At 71.8% G+C, this 15865-nt stretch carries 14 protein-coding genes and 1 tRNA gene; 11 read left to right on the top strand and 4 right to left on the bottom strand.

Features of this window, described 5'->3' with window-relative positions; translation table 11 throughout:
• Positions 1-137: 137 nt before the first annotated feature.
• Positions 138-1046 (bottom strand): UTP--glucose-1-phosphate uridylyltransferase GalU, encoded by a 909-nt coding sequence (galU, locus tag OG519_RS10055; protein ID WP_405581482.1) that lies wholly within the window; start codon positions 1044-1046, stop codon positions 138-140.
• Positions 1047-1347: 301 nt separating this feature from the next.
• Here galU and proB point away from each other — a divergent pair, with 301 nt between their 5' ends.
• The 5 genes from proB to OG519_RS10030 all read left to right on the top strand — a co-directional run bounded on the left by proB (position 1348) and on the right by OG519_RS10030 (position 6244).
• On the top strand, positions 1348-2448 hold the full coding sequence (gene proB / locus OG519_RS10050; RefSeq protein WP_405592602.1) for a glutamate 5-kinase: 1101 nt from the start codon (positions 1348-1350) through the stop codon (positions 2446-2448).
• A gap of 174 nt (positions 2449-2622) precedes the next feature.
• The gene (locus tag OG519_RS10045; RefSeq protein ID WP_405581479.1) at positions 2623-3111 is read left to right on the top strand and encodes a hypothetical protein; all 489 of its coding nucleotides are present in this window, start codon (positions 2623-2625) and stop codon (positions 3109-3111) included.
• Positions 3112-3150: 39 nt separating this feature from the next.
• On the top strand, positions 3151-4437 hold the full coding sequence (locus tag OG519_RS10040; RefSeq protein WP_405581476.1) for a glutamate-5-semialdehyde dehydrogenase: 1287 nt from the start codon (positions 3151-3153) through the stop codon (positions 4435-4437).
• A gap of 96 nt (positions 4438-4533) precedes the next feature.
• A complete protein-coding gene (locus OG519_RS10035; RefSeq protein ID WP_405581473.1) occupies positions 4534-4965 on the top strand; it encodes a hypothetical protein in 432 nt (143 codons plus the stop codon).
• Positions 4966-5029: 64 nt separating this feature from the next.
• Positions 5030-6244: a hypothetical protein gene (locus OG519_RS10030; RefSeq protein ID WP_405581470.1), complete on the top strand. Its 1215-nt coding sequence runs from the start codon at positions 5030-5032 to the stop codon at positions 6242-6244.
• On the opposite strand, the gene OG519_RS10025 is transcribed toward OG519_RS10030, so the two are convergent.
• Positions 6168-7340, bottom strand: a complete 1173-nt coding sequence (locus OG519_RS10025; RefSeq protein ID WP_405581467.1) for a M48 family metallopeptidase — start codon at positions 7338-7340, stop codon at positions 6168-6170. The genes OG519_RS10030 and OG519_RS10025 overlap by 77 nt on opposite strands.
• Before the next feature lie 150 nt (positions 7341-7490).
• Here OG519_RS10025 and OG519_RS10020 point away from each other — a divergent pair, with 150 nt between their 5' ends.
• From OG519_RS10020 to OG519_RS09995, 6 genes are all read left to right on the top strand, one after another.
• Entirely contained in the window at positions 7491-7649 is a 159-nt protein-coding gene (locus OG519_RS10020) for a hypothetical protein (RefSeq protein WP_405581464.1), read from the top strand.
• A 1-nt stretch (position 7650) separates the two neighbouring features.
• Positions 7651-8256 (top strand): nicotinate-nucleotide adenylyltransferase, encoded by a 606-nt coding sequence (gene nadD / locus OG519_RS10015; RefSeq protein ID WP_405581462.1) that lies wholly within the window; start codon positions 7651-7653, stop codon positions 8254-8256.
• A 32-nt stretch (positions 8257-8288) separates the two neighbouring features.
• Entirely contained in the window at positions 8289-10211 is a 1923-nt protein-coding gene (locus OG519_RS10010; protein WP_405581459.1) for an LCP family protein, read from the top strand.
• Between the two features lie 148 nt (positions 10212-10359).
• On the top strand, positions 10360-10791 hold the full coding sequence (rsfS, locus tag OG519_RS10005; protein WP_405581456.1) for a ribosome silencing factor: 432 nt from the start codon (positions 10360-10362) through the stop codon (positions 10789-10791).
• 1 nt (position 10792) lies between these two features.
• Complete coding sequence (locus OG519_RS10000; RefSeq protein ID WP_405592600.1) at positions 10793-11446, top strand: histidine phosphatase family protein; 654 nt, start codon at positions 10793-10795, stop codon at positions 11444-11446.
• A 105-nt stretch (positions 11447-11551) separates the two neighbouring features.
• Positions 11552-11624: transfer RNA gene (locus OG519_RS09995), tRNA-Ala, on the top strand.
• A 413-nt stretch (positions 11625-12037) separates the two neighbouring features.
• On the opposite strand, the gene OG519_RS09990 is transcribed toward OG519_RS09995, so the two are convergent.
• The gene (locus tag OG519_RS09990) at positions 12038-13801 is read right to left on the bottom strand and encodes an IPT/TIG domain-containing protein (protein ID WP_405581453.1); all 1764 of its coding nucleotides are present in this window, start codon (positions 13799-13801) and stop codon (positions 12038-12040) included.
• Positions 13802-14386: 585 nt separating this feature from the next.
• Positions 14387-15706 (bottom strand): ice-binding family protein, encoded by a 1320-nt coding sequence (locus OG519_RS09985; RefSeq protein WP_405581450.1) that lies wholly within the window; start codon positions 15704-15706, stop codon positions 14387-14389.
• Positions 15707-15865 lie beyond the last annotated feature (159 nt).

Here is a 15865-nt window from a genome sequence, read left to right as displayed (position 1 = left end):
CCGGCGAGCCGCCTGCCGCGGGCGAGCCGCCTGCCGCGGGCGATCCGCGGGCCGCGCGCTGACGCGGGTGTGCCGCCGACCGGCCGTCGGCCGTGCCCGCCGCGGGCGGCGGCGTTCGCCGGGCTGGTGCCCGTGGGCTACTCGTGCATCTCCTCGGTGATGTAGGTGCGCAGCCAGGCGCGGAAGTCCGGGCCGAGGTCTTCGCGTTCGCAGGCGAGCCGGACGATCGCGCGCAGGTAGTCGCCCCGGTCGCCGGTGTCGTAGCGCCGCCCGGTGAAGACCACCCCGTGCACCGGACCCCCCTCACCGTCCCGCTCGGCCAGCACCCGCAAAGCGTCCGTCAGCTGGATCTCCCCGCCCCGCCCCGGCGCCGTCTTCCGCAGCACCTCGAACACCCCCGGATCCAGCACATACCGGCCGATCACCGCATACGACGACGGCGCCGCCGACGCCTCCGGCTTCTCCACCAGACCCGTCACCCGCACCACATCCCCCTCCCCCGTCGGCACTATCGCCGCCGACCCGTACAGATGAATCTGCTCCGGATCCACCTCCATCAACGCCACCACACTGCCCCCGTACCGCCCCCGCACCTCGATCATCCGCGCCAGCAGCGGATCCCGCGGATCGATCAGGTCATCACCCAGCAGCACCGCGAACGGCTGATCCCCCACATGCGGCTCCGCACACAGCACCGCGTGCCCCAACCCCTTCGGCGCACCCTGCCGCACATAATGCATCGTCGCCAGATCACTCGACTCCCGCACCCGCGCCAGCCGCGACGCGTCCCCCTTACGCGTCAACGCCTCCTCCAACTCGTAATTCCGGTCGAAGTGATCCTCCAACGGCCGCTTGTTCCGCCCCGTGATCATCAGAACATCCGCCAGACCCGCCGCCACCGCCTCCTCCACCACATACTGAATCGCCGGCTTGTCCACCACCGGCAGCATCTCCTTCGGCGTCGCCTTCGTCGCCGGCAAGAACCGGGTCCCCAGACCCGCCGCAGGAATGACAGCCTTGGTAACCGTGCCGAGCTGTGGCGCCATGGAAGACCTCGTAGGACGTGGGAGCGGTGAGACCGGCGGCGAGCCGGCGGTGCCGGCGCGGCGGGCGCGGCCGGCGGTGCCGGACGTGCCCGGAACCGCTGGTACCGGCGGAAAAGCTGATCGCGCTGGACGCTATCGCGCGCCCGTACGAGCGGGCGAATCGTTCCTCCCGCGGTTCACCCGGCCGGCCGCCCGAGGGGTGGACCGCCGGGCGCCACCCACGCTGCTTCGCGTAGATTGCACCGCGGGTTTCCCCGACGGCTTTGAGGAACGGTCAGTGACAGCGGCGGCGCGGCAGGACGTGGTGGGGGCCCGCAGGGTCGTGGTCAAGGTCGGCTCCTCGTCGCTGACCACGGCGTCGGGCGGGCTGGACGCCGACCGGGTGGACGCCCTGGTCGATGTGCTGGCCACGGCACGCGAGCAGCGGGAGATCGTGCTGGTCTCCTCCGGCGCCATCGCGGCGGGCCTGGCCCCGCTGGGCCTGGCCAAGCGCCCGCGCGACCTGGCCAGGCAGCAGGCCGCGGCCAGTGTCGGCCAGGGCCTGCTGGTCGCCCGCTACACCGCCTCCTTCGCCCGCTACGGCATCCGGGTCGGCCAGGTGCTGCTGACCTCCGACGACGTGGCCCGCCGCGCCCACTACCGCAACGCGTACCGCACCCTTGAGCAGTTGCTCTCGATGGGCGCCCTGCCGGTCGTCAACGAGAACGACACCGTGGCCACGGACGAGATCAGGTTCGGCGACAACGACCGGCTCGCCGCCCTCGTCGCCCATCTCGTCCACGCCGACCTGCTGGTCCTCCTCTCCGACGTGGACGGCCTCTACGACGGCGACCCCCGTACCCCCGGCGCCAGCCGGATCGCCGAGGTGGCCGGGCCCGCCGACCTCAAGGGCGTCTCCATCGGCAGCGCGGGCAAGGCGGGCGTCGGCACCGGCGGCATGGTCACCAAGGTCGAGGCGGCGAGGATCGCCACCGGCGCCGGCATCCCGGTGGTGCTCACCTCCGCCGTGCACGCCGCCGATGCGCTGGCCGGCCGGCCCACCGGCACCCTCTTCCACCGCACCGGCAAGCGCTCCGCCGACCGGCTGCTCTGGCTGGCGCACGCCTCCACCCCGCGCGGCTCGCTGCGGCTCGACGCCGGCGCGGTGAGCGCGGTCACCGAGCGGGGGAGTTCACTGCTGCCGGCCGGACTGATCGCCGTCGAGGGCGAGTTCGCGGCCGGCGACCCGGTCGATCTGCTGGACGAGTACGGCCGCGCCGTCGCCCGCGGCCTGGTCAACTTCGACGCCCGCGAGCTGCCCCGGCTGCTGGGCCGCTCCACCCGGGACCTGGCCAGGGAGCTCGGCCCCGCCTACGAGCGGGAGGTCGTGCACCGCGACGACCTGGTCCTGCTGCGTCCCTGACGCCCCCTGACGGCCCCCTGACGTCCGCTGACCCGCCCCTGACCTGCTTCTTGTGCGAAACGGCCGCGCGCCTCGCCGGAGCCTGCTCAACTTGACGAAGACCCGATGCCCAGGGATCGTCCGCACCGGTAGTCGCGGATGCCCTCGGGAACGTCACCCACAGGGAGGCCGCCGGTGCAACGAGGGCGCCCAGGGCCGCCCGCCAGGGGCAGGGCCGACCGTGCTCTGGTCAGTGTCGACGGTTCCGGCCCCGGATGCGACGCGGCCCCGGCCGCCGAGCCCGGCGACAGCGGTGGCCGGCCCCGGCCGGAGGGACCGCCCAGCACCCGGCTGTGGCACATCACCCTCAACGTCTCCGGGCCCGCGGCCCCGCTCGCCGAGGTCAGACGCGGCCTCGAACAGCTCGCCAACGACCACCCCTTCCTGCTGACCAGCCGGTACGCCACCGACCGCGCGGAGATCCGCTACTGGGAGGAGGCCCGCGACCTGCACGACGCGGCGGCCATCGCGCTGCGGCTGTGGGGCGAGCACCGCGCCACGGCCGGGCTGCCGCCGTGGGAGACGGTCGGTCTCGAGGTCATCGACCGGGCGACCTACCATCAGCGGCTCGCCGAGGGATACGGTCCGCCGCCGGCGGTCCCGATCGGCGTCCACCCGTTCTGAGGGCCCCGCCGGCCGCGGCTCACTCGGTAGGCTGCACCCATGACGCTGCCTTCGCCGCTGCCCAAGTCCCCCGTGATGCTCGCGGCCTACCGGGCCCGCGCCGCCGCCGCGGATCTCGGACCGCTGCCCCGGGCGGCGAAGGACGACGCCCTGCTGGCCATCGCTGACGCCCTGGTGGTCCGCACCCAGGAGATCATCGCGGCCAACGCCAAGGACGTCGAGCGGGCCCGGGCGGCCGGTACCGGTGAGGCGATCATCGACCGCCTCACCCTGACCCGGGAGCGGGTCGCCGCCATCGCCGCCGACGTACGGCATGTGGCGTCGCTGCCCGACCCGGTCGGCGAGGTGCTGCGCGGCTCCACCCTGCCCAACGGGCTCGACCTCCGCCAGGTCCGGGTACCGCTCGGCGTGGTCGGCATCATCTACGAGGCCCGCCCCAACGTGACCGTGGACGCCGCCGCGCTCTGCCTGAAGTCCGGCAACGCGGTGCTGCTGCGCGGCTCCTCCTCCGCCCACGCCTCCAACACCGCCCTGGTCACCGTGGTGCGGGACGCGGTGGGCGGGGCCGGCCTGCCCGCCGACGCGGTCCAGCTCGTGCCGGGCGAGAGCCGTGAGTCGGTCACCGAGCTGATGCGGGCCCGCGGCATGGTCGACGTACTGATCCCGCGCGGCGGCGCCGCCCTGATCCGTACCGTGGTCGAGGGCTCCACCGTGCCGGTGATCGAGACCGGCACCGGCAACTGCCATGTGTACGTGGACGCCGACGCCGACCTCGACATGGCCGTCGACATCCTGGTCAATTCCAAGGCCCAGCGGCCCAGCGTCTGCAACTCCGCCGAGACCCTGCTGGTCCACCGGGCCGTCGCCGACCGCTTCCTGCCCCGCGCGCTGGACGCGCTCGCCGAGGCCGGGGTCACCGTGCACGGCGACCCCCGGGTGCTGGCCGTCGCCGAGGCGTCCGGCAGCAAGGCGGTCGTCGTCCCCGCCACCGCGGAGGACTGGGAGACCGAGTATCTGTCCTACGACATCGCGGCCGGCGTGGTGGAGTCCCTGGAGGCGGCGGTCGAGCACATCAGGCTCTGGTCCTCGGGACACACCGAGGCCATCGTGACCGGGTCGCAGCCGGCCGCCCGCCGCTTCACCCGTTTGGTCGATGCCGCCGCGGTGATGGTGAACGCCTCCACCCGGTTCACCGACGGCGGTCAGTTCGGCTTCGGTGCCGAGATCGGTATTTCCACCCAGAAGCTGCACGCCCGCGGCCCGATGGGGCTGCCCGAGCTGACCTCGACCAAGTACATCGTCACCGGCGACGGTCACATCCGCTGACCCCTGCCCCACCCGTACCCGGACGGCGCAGCACGGCTTGACAGACGGTCCGGATTCCCCTGCCCAAAGGGCCAACTTCCGCATTACTCTGGACGGATGCCGGACGATGACGAGTTCGCCTCCCTAGTCCTCGACGAGAGTTTCGTACGGTCCGCACTGTTCCATGAGCCCACGGCCAGGGAACGGTTGCTTGCCGTCGCCGACGGTCCAGCGCTGCCCCCCAGCAGACCGGGGCGGCGCGCGGCCGGGCCCGCCGCCGTGCCCGAACTGGACGACGCGGCGGTGCCGGGAACCGATGAGCTGTACGCGGCCGGGCACCCGTACCGCGGCAGCAGTACCCGCTGGCACCGGCCGGTCGCCTGGGCGCTCGCGGTGGTGATGGGCATCGGGGTGGTGGCCCTGAGCTTCGCCGCGGTCTACCGGGGCACCGGCAGCGGCCGCCAGCCCACCGCGCCACCCCCCTCCAGCGGTCCGGTCGGCACCCAGCGGGTGCAGCAGCAGCCGGTCGCGACCACCCAGCTACCCTGAGCCGGTGTCAAGTTGACCGGCTCCAGGGCGTTTACTCCGCTGCTCACGGACTTGACCTTCTGATATGAGCGGGTCTGAGTTCCCGCCCGAGGGCCCGCCCGAGGGCGCCCCGGGAGGCGGTGAGGACGAGTACCGGTCCGTCGTCTTCGACGAGTCGTTCGTGCGGGCTGCCCGCATCCAGGAGTTCTCCGCGCGGGAACGACTGGACGGGGCGGCCCGCGCCGTCCGGATCCGCCATGTGCTGCCCAGGGGCCTCGTCCGCCAGGCGGCCGCGCTGATCCTGCTGATCGTGCTCTCCTTCGCCTTCGCCATCTACATGGGCGTCCGCCACCCCTACCGGGCCGCCGCCCCCGGCCCCGGCGAGCGGCCGCGGGTGACCCTGATCCCGCTGATCCCCTCAGGGCCGGTGGCCGCGGTGCAGGCCGCCGCGCCCTTCGCCGGGGTGCCCGCCGCCTCGTACGACCGCGGCATCGCCGGTCTGCGGCTGCCCCGGGCGGTGGACCGGATCGGCGGCTTCGACGAGGGCGAGGTCCGGGAGGCGTACGCCACCGCGCAGGAGTACCTGAGCGACTCCGGGCTCGACGGGCAGACGATCAGCGGCGGCGACATCCGCCGGGTGCGGGACCTGCTCGACCCGGGCCAGCTCGACGCCTTCGACGCCGCTCTCACCAGCCCTTCGGCCGACGGGCTGTACGGCGCCACCGGCTGGATGGTGCGGTTCGACCCGGCCGCGCGGATCACCGTGGGCGGTGACATCCGGGTGCGGGGCACCCTGGCCGCCGTCGAGAGCGGCGACAGCATGCTGGAGGTCAGCGCCGACCACACCTTCGTCTACGCGCTGCGCGGCCCCGGCTCGGTGGCCGGCGCCGTGTCGCTCTTCACCGTCCGCCGGCAGATGACCTTCCGCTTCGACCACCGGGATCTGCGGGACCACCACATCGAACTCGTCGAGGCGAGGGTGGATGCCGGGCCGCTGCCGTGCGCCGCGCCCGTGGACGGCTTCCGCCCGGTGCTGGCCGGCCGGACCGCGCAGGGGCCGGCCGCCGGGGCGGACCCGTACGACCACGCGCGACCGGCCGACGTGCTGTGCGCGCCGCTCATCACCCCGGCGGCGGCGAGCCTGACCCCGGGGAACGGCCCGACACCGGGGTCCGGCCCGACGGTGGGGAACGGCCCCACACCGGGGACCGCCCCGACACCGCTCAGCTCTCCGGCGCCTCTTCCCCGGCCGAAGCTGTTCCTGCCGACGAGCCCGACGCAGGAGCTGCTGCCCCGGTGAACCGGTCGCGCAGCTTGCCGCCCAGGTCGCCGGCCCCGCTCGACAGGTCGCGTATCAGGCCCATCAGCGGGTCCTTGCTCTGCCGCACCGTGTCGGCGTAGTGCTGCGCCGACTCCCGGAAGGCGTCACCGACCGAGGTGTCCTTGTCCTCGGTGCGCCGCGGGTAATGGCCGTCCATCAGCCGCTGGTACTCACGCGAGGCGGACCACTTGCGCAGCTCGGCCGCGCGGATGGTGGTGAAGGGATGGCTGCGCGGCAGCACATTGAGGATCTTCAGCACCGAGTCCCGCAGATCGCCCGCCGCCTCGTACTCGTCGGCCTGCTTCAGGAAGGCGTCCACGTTCATCTCGTGCAGGTGGTTGCCGCCGGCCAGCTTCATCAGGCCGCGCATCGACGCCCGTACGTCCTGGCCGACCAGCAGGCCCGCCCGGTCCGCGGACAGCTCCGACTTGCGGAACCACTCGCGCAGCGCGGTGACCAGCGCCAGCACCGCCACGTTGCCCAGCGGGATCCACGAGACGCGCAGCGCCAGATTGGTGAGGAAGAGCAGGATCGTGCGGTAAACGGAGTGGCCGGACAGCGCGTGACCCACCTCGTGGCCGACGACCGCCCGCATCTCCTCCTCGTCCAGCAGCTCCACCAGACCGGTGGTGAGCACGATGATCGGCTCGTCCATGCCGATGCACATCGCGTTCGGCTGCGGGTTCTGGCTGACGTACAGCAGCGGGACCTTCTCCAGGTCCAGGATGTAACAGGCGTCTCGCAGCATGGCGTTGAGATGGGCGAACTGCTCGTCGCTGACCCGTACCGAGTCCGAGAGGAAGAGCAGCCGCAGGCTTCGCTCCGGCAGCAGTCCGCTCAACGCCTTGAAGACGGTGTCGAAACCGCTGAGCTTGCGGAGCGCGACCAGCGCGGAGCGGTCGGCGGGATGTTCGTAGGCGCGCGAGGAGATGTCGGGGAAGCGGCGGCGCTTGCGTCCCGGCAGCTTCTCGGTGCTCACCCGTTCGCCACGCGGCTCGTTCGGCGCGTTCGGTTCATTCGGTTCATGCGCTTCGTCCGGTCCATGCGGTCCGCTCGTACCATGCGATTCGGACATACTGGCCCAACCCCCTGCTCGCCAACCGGTTCACAGTGCTGGACGCCTGGAGCCTGCGCGAAGTTCCCCCGAGGCCGCCCGTACGATGTGCGCAGAGCCTTCACGTGTCTTCCGCCCCCGTCCCCGAGTACGCAAAGGGTCTCGCTGACCATGTCACCTGTCGCAGCTTCCGCACTGACCGGTTTCGCTGACCTCGCCGAGAACGGCGGCGGTCATCACCACAGCCTGAGCCCCTATCTCACCGGTTTCGGGGCGCTCGGCGTGCTGCTGATCCTGCTGTGGATCGTCACCCGCTTCAACCGCGACTAGCATGTCGGCGGCGACGAAGCAGCGCATCGGGGTGATGGGCGGTACGTTCGATCCCATTCACCACGGGCACCTGGTGGCCGCGAGCGAGGTGGCCAGCCTCTTCCACCTCGACGAGGTGGTCTTCGTGCCGACCGGACAGCCCTGGCAGAAGGAAGACCGCAGGGTCGCCCCGGCCGAGGACCGTTATCTGATGACGGTGATCGCCACCGCGTCCAACCCGCAGTTCTCGGTCAGCCGCAGTGACGTTGACCGTGAGGGCCGGACCTATACCATCGACACCCTGCGGGACCTGCGGGCGGAGCATCCGGCGGCAGACCTGTTCTTCATCACCGGCGCCGACGCCCTGGAGCAGATCTTCTCCTGGCGCGACGCCGCGGATCTCATCTCACTGGCGCACTTCATCGGCGTGACACGTCCGGGGCACACCCTGTCCGACCCGGGCTTTCCCGAGGGTGGTGTGTCGCTGGTGGAAGTGCCGGCGCTGGCGATCTCGTCCACGGACTGCCGTCAGCGGGTGGCCAAGGGGGATCCTGTCTGGTACTTGGTTCCGGACGGTGTGGTGCGCTACATCGACAAACGCGCGCTGTACCACGACGCCACCGGGTAACCCGCGCAACGAACCACACGAAGGGGTTCCTCGTGAACGACGCAAACCCCCGTTGGCAGCAAGCCGAGGGCGGTCCCGACAACGAGAGTGACCCCTACGCGCAGGATCCTTACTACCAGCATCAGTACGGCTACGACGCGTACGGCCGCCCCCTTGAGCCCCAGCAGGCGCCGGCGCCCCAGCAGCAGGGGTACGCGGATCCGTACTACCAGGGCCACGACCCGGCGTACGGCGGCCAGCCCGGCGGGCAGGGGGGCCAGCAGACCGGCGGCCAGCCCCCGGGCTGGATCCCGCAGCAGGCACAGCAGCCCTATTACGAGCAGCCGCAGCAGCAGCCGCAGGGGTACAGCCCGCCGGGGCACTACGGCGGGCCGGGCCCCGCCGCCGACCCCCGGCAGCCCATATACGACACGGGCCGGCAGCCCGTCTACGACACCGGTCAGCAACCCCCCGTCTACGACACGGGCCAGCAGCCGCCCGTTTACGACACCGGCCGGCAGGCCGTTTACGACACGGGCCAGCAGGCCCTTTACGACACCGGCCAGCAGGCCCCCGTTTACGACGCGGGCCGGCCGCCCGGCCAGGGGACCCAGCGGCAGCAGGCCGTGCGCGATCCCGAGGCGCCGCGCGGCCACAAGTCCGATCCCGACGCCGATGGCGCCGGACCCAATTACCACACCGAGCAGTTCGCCTTCCTCGACGAGGACTCCGAGGAGTCGGAAGAGGTCATCGACTGGCTGAAGTTCTCCGAGTCGCGGACCGAGCGGCGTGAGGAGGCCAAGCGGCGCGGCCGCAACCGCAAGGCCGGCCTGGTGGTGCTGGTCGTCCTGGCGCTGCTCGGCGCCGGCGGCTACCTCTGGCACGCGGGCAGGATCCCCGGCCTCGCCAAGGACAAGAACGCCCCGGCCGCCGCGGGCGGTCCGCAGAAGCGCGATGTGATCGTGGTCCATCTGCTCCCGGTGAGCGGCGGCCCCAGCGCCACCGCCCTGCTGGTCGACAACGCGAGCAAGGCCCGCGGCACCACCGTCCTCATCCCCAACACCCTCCAGGTGAGCGCCGACGACGGCACGGCGACCACCCTCGACAAGTCCGTCGCCGACGGCGTCGGCCCCACCAGGGACTCGCTCAACTCGCTGCTCGGCACCGACATCAAGGGCAGTTGGCGGCTCGACTCGCCGTATCTGGAGCTGCTCGTCGACTCCCTCGGCGATGTCTTCGTGGACACCGACACGGCGGTCAAGGGCACCGGGAAGGACAGCGGTGCGACGCTGGTCCATCAGGGCAAGCAGCAGGAGCTGACCGGCCAGGACGCGGTCGCGTACGCCACCTACAAGGCTCCCGGCGAGGCGCAGTCGGCGCAGCTCGCCCGGTTCGGCCAGGTCATGCAGGCGGTGCTGAAGAAGATGCCGAGTGACGCCGCCGACGCGACCAAGACCATCCAGGGGCTCGGCCAGATCCTCGACCCGTCGCTGACGGAGAAGGAGCTGGGCGCCTCGCTGGCCCAGCTCGCGAACCTCGCCAAGACCGGTGCGTACGACACGGTGACGATGCCGGTGCGGCAGGACGGCACCCTCGCCGCCCAGGCCGCCGCCGGGGTGGTCAAGGACGTGCTCGGCGGAAACGTCAGGCAGTCCGGCGGCAGCACCCAGCCGCGGGTCCGGATCGAGGACGCCACCGGGATCCCGAAGGCGGCCTCCATCGCTCAGGCGGCGATCGTCAACGGCGGCACCTACGTCTCGGTGCCGGGCGGCAAGGACTCCACCACCCAGGCGCGGTCGCAGGTGCTCTACACCGATCCGGCCCGGCTCGCCGCGGCCAAGGACGTGGCCGCCACGCTGGGGCTGCCGCCCACCGCGGTGAAGCAGGGCGGCACGGCGGCGACCAACCCGAGCAGCGCCGACATCACCGTGGTGCTCGGCAAGGACTACAAGCTGCCGTCGACGACATCGCCGTAGGTCGTCATAGGGCGTCATAGGTCGCCATAGGTACTGCCCGGGCCGCTCCGGCCGCCCGGGTCACTCCGGTGATCGAAATCCGGTCGGGGGGTGTCGGAGGGTCGTGAGACCCTTGGACAAACGAGCCCCCGACCGGAAAGCCGCTTCTGTGACCGCCACTGACCGCTCCATCGAGCTGACCCGCGCCGCCGCCCAGGCGGCGGCCGACAAGCTCGCGCACGACATCATCGCCTACGACGTCAGCGACGTGCTGTCCATCACCGACGCCTTCCTGGTGGCCTCCGCGCCCAATGACCGGCAGGTCAAGGCCATCGTGGACGGCATCGAGGAGACCCTGCTCAAGGAACTCGACGTCAAGCCGGTGCGCCGCGAGGGCGAGCGCGAGGGCCGCTGGGTGCTGCTGGACTACATTGACATCGTGGTCCACGTGCAGCACTCCGAGGAGCGGGTCTTCTACGCGCTGGAGCGGCTGTGGAAGGACTGCCCGGAGATCGGGCTGCCGGAGGACGCCGTGGCCACCCGCGGCAAGGCATCCGCCCACGCCCGGGCCGCCGCGGCGGCCGAGGACGAAGGAGCCTGAGCTGAACGGTGCCAAGGGCGGCCGAGGCCGCCGGATCGTCCTGTGGCGGCACGGCCAGACCGCCTGGAACCTGGAGCAGCGCTTCCAGGGCGACACCGACATCGAGCTGACCGAGACCGGTCTCGGCCAGGCCCGGCGGGCCGCCCGGCTGCTGGCCGCGATGGAGCCGGACGCGATCATCTCCTCCGACCTCCGGCGGGCCGCCGACACCGCGGCCGAGCTGGCCGCGCTCACCGGCCTCACCGTGACGCACTACGACGGCCTCCGGGAGACGTACGCGGGGGTCTGGCAGGGCCTCACCCACCAGGAGATCCTCGCCCGCCACGGTGAGGAGTACGCGGCCTGGAAGCGCGGCGAGCCGGTCCGGCGCGGCGGCGGCGAACTGGAGACCGAGGTCGCCGACCGGGCCGCACCCGTGGTGCTGGCCGCGGCGGAGAAGCTCGCCGACGGCGGCGTCCTGGTGGTGGTCAGCCACGGCGGCACCATCCGGACCACGATCGGCCGGCTGCTCGGCCTCGACCCGGTGAGCTGGGAGTCGCTCGGCGGCCTCTCCAATTGCTGCTGGTCGGTGCTGGGCGAGGGGGTGCGGGGCTGGCGGCTCAACGAGCACAACGCGGGCACGGTGCCGGAGCCGGTGCTGGGTGACGACACATAGCCCGCGGCCGCGGGCAGGCGGCTGGGCCGGGGTCCCGAAGGATTTCGTTTCCGGTCCGCTCACCGGCTATGCTTCTTCTCGTCGCCGCGACAAGCGGGCGGACGCGGGGCTGTAGCTCAGTTGGTAGAGCGCTTGCATGGCATGCAAGAGGTCCGGGGTTCAATTCCCCGTAGCTCCACGAGATCGAGGGCGGAGTGTGCTCGCGGAATGCGCGAGCCGCTTCGCTCTCGTCGTTTTTGCTCGGCTTCGCCTCGCGTGGCGGGGGCTTCGCCACCCGCACCCCCGTGCGGTCTTCCCGGGGTGGGCGTCGGAGGTGTGCGTGCCGGGGGGCGGGGTTCATGTGGTTGCGGGCGGAGTGTGCTCGCGGAATGCGCGAGCCGCTTCGCTCTCGTCGTTTTTGCTCGGCTTCGCCTCGCGTGGCGGGGGCTTCGCCACCCGCACCCCCGTGTGGTCTTCCCGGGGTGGGCGTCGGAGGTGTGCGTGCCCGGGGGCGGGGCCGTTCCCTGCCCCCGGGCACCGCCACGCGTGGTGCTCGCTCTGCCCATCCGTGCTGGGGAGTGGACGGCATCGCCGGAGCGGGGAGTGAGCGGCTCAGACGTAGGTGTAGACGCCGGTGAGTGTGCTGGTGCCGGAGTCGGTGGTGATGGTGATGGTCGCGGTGCCGGGGGCCGGGTTCGGCGGGACGACGACGGTCACCACGGTGTCGGACTGGACGCTGTACTGGACGAGTGCGCCGTTGAACGTGACCGAGTTGGTGGTCGACAGGTTCAGGCCGTAGAGGTTGATGACGTTTCCGCCCGTGATCGGCCCGGTGCTCGGACTCACGGTGCTGAGGAAGGGCGGATCGATGTACGCGTACGTGATGGTGCCGGGGGTGGTGCCGCCGGCCGTGGTGACCGTGACGGGGACCAGGCCGGGGGCGGCCGCGGGCGGGACGGTGACGGTGATGAGCTGGTCGCTGACCACGGTGGGCACGGCGGGCGTCGGGCCGAACCGTACCTGGGTGGCGGTGGCGAGCCTGTTGCCGTGGATGCTGATGATGTTCCGGCCGGGGGTCCGGCCGGCCCCGGGGGCGAGGCTGTCCAGCGTGCCGCCGGGCGCGTAGACGTACGGTTTGGGGTTGCTGGTGCCTCCCGCGGTGGTGACGGTGATCTGGGCGACACCGACGCCGGGCGGGGCGACCACGAGGATCTGGCTCTGGGTGTTGGCCATGATGGTGCCGGGTACCTGGCCGAATCTCACCGCGGTGGCACCGGTCAGATTCGTGCCGGTGATGGTCACGATGTTGCCGCCGGCCTCAGGTCCCGCCGCCGGGCTGATCATGTTGATGAGCGCGAGGACGGTGACGCTGTTGGCGCCGCTGTTGGACACGTAGGCGGTCAGTCCGCTGGTCGCGACCCCGACCCCGGTCGGCTGATGGCCGACGGCGATGGTGTTGCTCACCGTGTTGGTGATCGTGTCGATGTAGCTGACGGTGTCGGAGCCGTTGTTGGCCACATAGACGTGGCTGTTGTCCGGGGTGACCGTCACACCCCAGGGCGCGACGCCCACCGGGATGGTCGCGACGATCGTCCGGGTGGTGGTGTCGATGACGCTGACGGTGTTCGCCGTGCTGTTGGCCACGTACAGGTACCGGCTGTCGCTGGTGATCGCCGCGCCGTAGGGGGCCGACAGGCCGGTGATGGTCGCCGCCACCGTGTTGGTGACCGTGCTGATCACACTGACGGAGTTGCCGCCCTGGTTGGTCACATAGACCTCCAGGTCGTTGGGGGCGGTCACGACCCAGGTGGGCTTGACCCCGACCGGGACGGTCGCCACGACGGCGCGGGCGACGGTGCTGATCACGCTGACGGTGTTCGAGTCCTGGTTGGCGACGTAGGCGAACAGGCCGTCTGGGCCCACCTGGATGCCGAAGGGGCTCTTTCCCACCCCGATGGTGTTGATCACCGAGAAGAGGTTCCGCTGCACCACGCTGACGCTGTTGCCGCCGCTGTTGGCCACGTACAGGTAGACGTTGTCCGGGGTGAGCGAGACCCCGGCGGGGGCGGTCAGCGGGGCGGCGGGGGTGGAGATGGTGAGGGTGCCGGTGTCGAGGATGCTGACGGTGCCCGAAGTCTGGCTGGCCGCGTAGGCGAGCGGCGGTCCCAGCGGGCTGGTCGCCAGCCCCAGTGGCTTGGTGCCGGCCGGCAGGGTCGCGATCACTTGCGGCGCGGGGGCGATGAGCGTCGCCGCGAGGGCGTGGATGGACGGAGCCGGCGGGGTGGCCGTCTTCGCCCGCGTGACGGCGGCGGGGCGGGCCGGCTCGGCCCCCTTCTTGGCGGTGTCGTCGGCTTTCTGCCGGGGCTTCGTGGGCATGGCTGTCTCCTTTGGCGGGTGCGATGAGGGGAACGACGCGCCGAACGCGGTGGGTCGACGTGGCGGACGGGCTGCCGCCTTGTCGATGCGTCGGTGTCGGTGCGGGGGAGGGCCTTGTCCGGGCCGGGACCGGGGTGTGCGGGGGCCGGTCGGCGCGGTGGGGGACCAAGCGCGGGCGGGCCTGGCGGGGTTGTTCGCCGCTGGGCCGCGTGAACATGACAGCGGGTGGCCGGGAACCCGGCACACGCGGGGCGGGGACCGCCGCTCGCGGGTGCGAAGTCCTCTGGCGGGAGACAGTCCGTCGCGGCGCTGTGAGCGCCGGCGCCCCTGGCCGGACGTCCAGGATGGTGCGTGGGCGAGCCGACCGGTGTTCCCCCGGGGAGATCGGGCGGTTCACCGGATCGGACCTGACTACTAATCCATGGGAGTGAAGGGGCCCGCAACAGCTTTGACGTGGACTCACCCAATTGGTCGAGCGCTTGCGGGAGCGGTTCATGAGGTGGGGCTCGCGCGCCGGGCAGCGCGGCGGAGGCGCCCGGAGCACCGAAGCCGGAGAGCCGCCGCCGTCCGCCGCCGCGCCTCAGCTCACCAGGGGCGGGTGATGGTGTTGGTGTCCAGGGTCACCGAGCCGTCGCGGGCCAGTGTCTGGCCGTTGACGGTCACGCTGGTGGTCACGGTGATCGACGTCGCGGCCAGGATCCGGCCGGTGAAGGCGGTGCCGGTGCCCAGGGTGGCCGAACTCCCGATCTGCCAGATGACGTTACGGGCGGTCGCGCCGTTGACTAGGACCACGCTGCTGGCGGTCGCCGTCGTCAGCGTCGACCCGATCTGGAAGACCCACTTGGCGTTGCGGTCTCCCTGGGCGTCCAGGGTCAGTGTGCCGGTGAGCCCGATGGAGGAGGGCGCCCGGTAGACGCCGGGCGTCAGTGTGAGGCCGCCGAGGTCCCCGGAGATGGCCGCGGTCTGGGGCCGGCCGGCCGCGTCCGCGTACGTCGCGGCGAGATCGGCGTGGGCCGCCGCCGCTGCCGCGTCCGAGACGTGGATGGCCCCGTTCACCACCTGGCCGGGCGGGAATCCGGTGACGGACACTCCAGGGCTCACCCCCAGGTCCCCCGTGATGGTCGACAGGCCGGTGTTGGTGACGGACGCCCCGCCGAGCACCGCGAAGCTCCCCAGGTAGGTGTAGGCGCCCGCTGCGGTGGTGGTGCCGCCGAGGGTGGTGACGGTGACACTGACCGGGCCGAGCGCACCGGCGGGTACCACGGCGTCGATCTCGGTGTCCGAGGCGACCCGGTAGGAGATGACGGGTGTGCCGCCGAAGGAGACAGCGGTGGCGTAGGAGAAGCCGGTCCCCGTGATGACGACGAGATCGCCGCCGCCCACGGGTCCCGAGTCGAGGGTGACGACCGTGATGGCGGGGGCGCCGAGGTAGGTGTAGGTGACCCCGCCGGCGATACCGCCCCTGGTGCGTACGGTCACGGTCACCGGGCCGACCGCGATACCTGCCGGGACGATCACGGTGAGCTGCCCGTCGGAGTCGACGGTGAACGCCGCCAGTTGCGTGCCGAATCGCACCTCGAGCGTGGTGTACAGGCCGAGGCCCGAGAGGATCACGGTGTTGCCGCCCGCGAGGGGGCCCGCGCTGGGGGCAATGATGCGGAATTTGGGCGGCGGCAGGTAGTAGAAGGTGCCGACGACCCCGGTGCCCCCGGGGGTGGTCACCGAGACGGGCACGGCGCCCTGCCCGGAGGGGGTGATGGTGGCGGTGGTGGTGTCGTTGAGGACCGTGAAGCTGGTGGCCTGGCGGGTTCCGTAGCGCACGCCGGTGGTGCCGGTGAAGTGGGTGCCGGTGAGGGTCACCGCGTCTCCACCGCCGGTGGATCCCTGGTTCGGTGAGACGGGCATGGGGGGCTCCTTGAATCCATCGGGCCGACGGATGAGGAGTGTTTCGGCCGGTCCTGTCCCGTCAATCCCGCGAATGTTCGTTATGCGAAGTAGTCCACCTATGACGGCATATGACAAGGGGTGGGGCGGTATCCGCGAGGCCGGTCGAGGCGGCGGAGT

The organism is Streptomyces sp. NBC_01190 (assembly GCF_045039895.1).
In the GTDB taxonomy this organism is placed as follows: Bacteria; Actinomycetota; Actinomycetes; order Streptomycetales; family Streptomycetaceae; genus Actinacidiphila.
Note: the sequence above shows the minus strand (reverse complement) of the source record. Positions and strands in the feature narration are given on the sequence as shown.

Coding starts and splice junctions, on each gene's coding strand:
- OG519_RS10025 (WP_405581467.1), bottom strand. CDS start 7,340: ATGTCCGAATCGCATGGTACGAGCGGACCGCATGGACCGGACGAAGCG.
- nadD (WP_405581462.1), top strand. CDS start 7,651: ATGTCGGCGGCGACGAAGCAGCGCATCGGGGTGATGGGCGGTACGTTC.
- OG519_RS10040 (WP_405581476.1), top strand. CDS start 3,151: ATGACGCTGCCTTCGCCGCTGCCCAAGTCCCCCGTGATGCTCGCGGCC.
- OG519_RS10030 (WP_405581470.1), top strand. CDS start 5,030: ATGAGCGGGTCTGAGTTCCCGCCCGAGGGCCCGCCCGAGGGCGCCCCG.
- OG519_RS09990 (WP_405581453.1), bottom strand. CDS start 13,801: ATGCCCACGAAGCCCCGGCAGAAAGCCGACGACACCGCCAAGAAGGGG.
- OG519_RS10035 (WP_405581473.1), top strand. CDS start 4,534: ATGCCGGACGATGACGAGTTCGCCTCCCTAGTCCTCGACGAGAGTTTC.
- galU (WP_405581482.1), bottom strand. CDS start 1,046: ATGGCGCCACAGCTCGGCACGGTTACCAAGGCTGTCATTCCTGCGGCG.
- OG519_RS10020 (WP_405581464.1), top strand. CDS start 7,491: ATGTCACCTGTCGCAGCTTCCGCACTGACCGGTTTCGCTGACCTCGCC.
- OG519_RS09985 (WP_405581450.1), bottom strand. CDS start 15,706: ATGCCCGTCTCACCGAACCAGGGATCCACCGGCGGTGGAGACGCGGTG.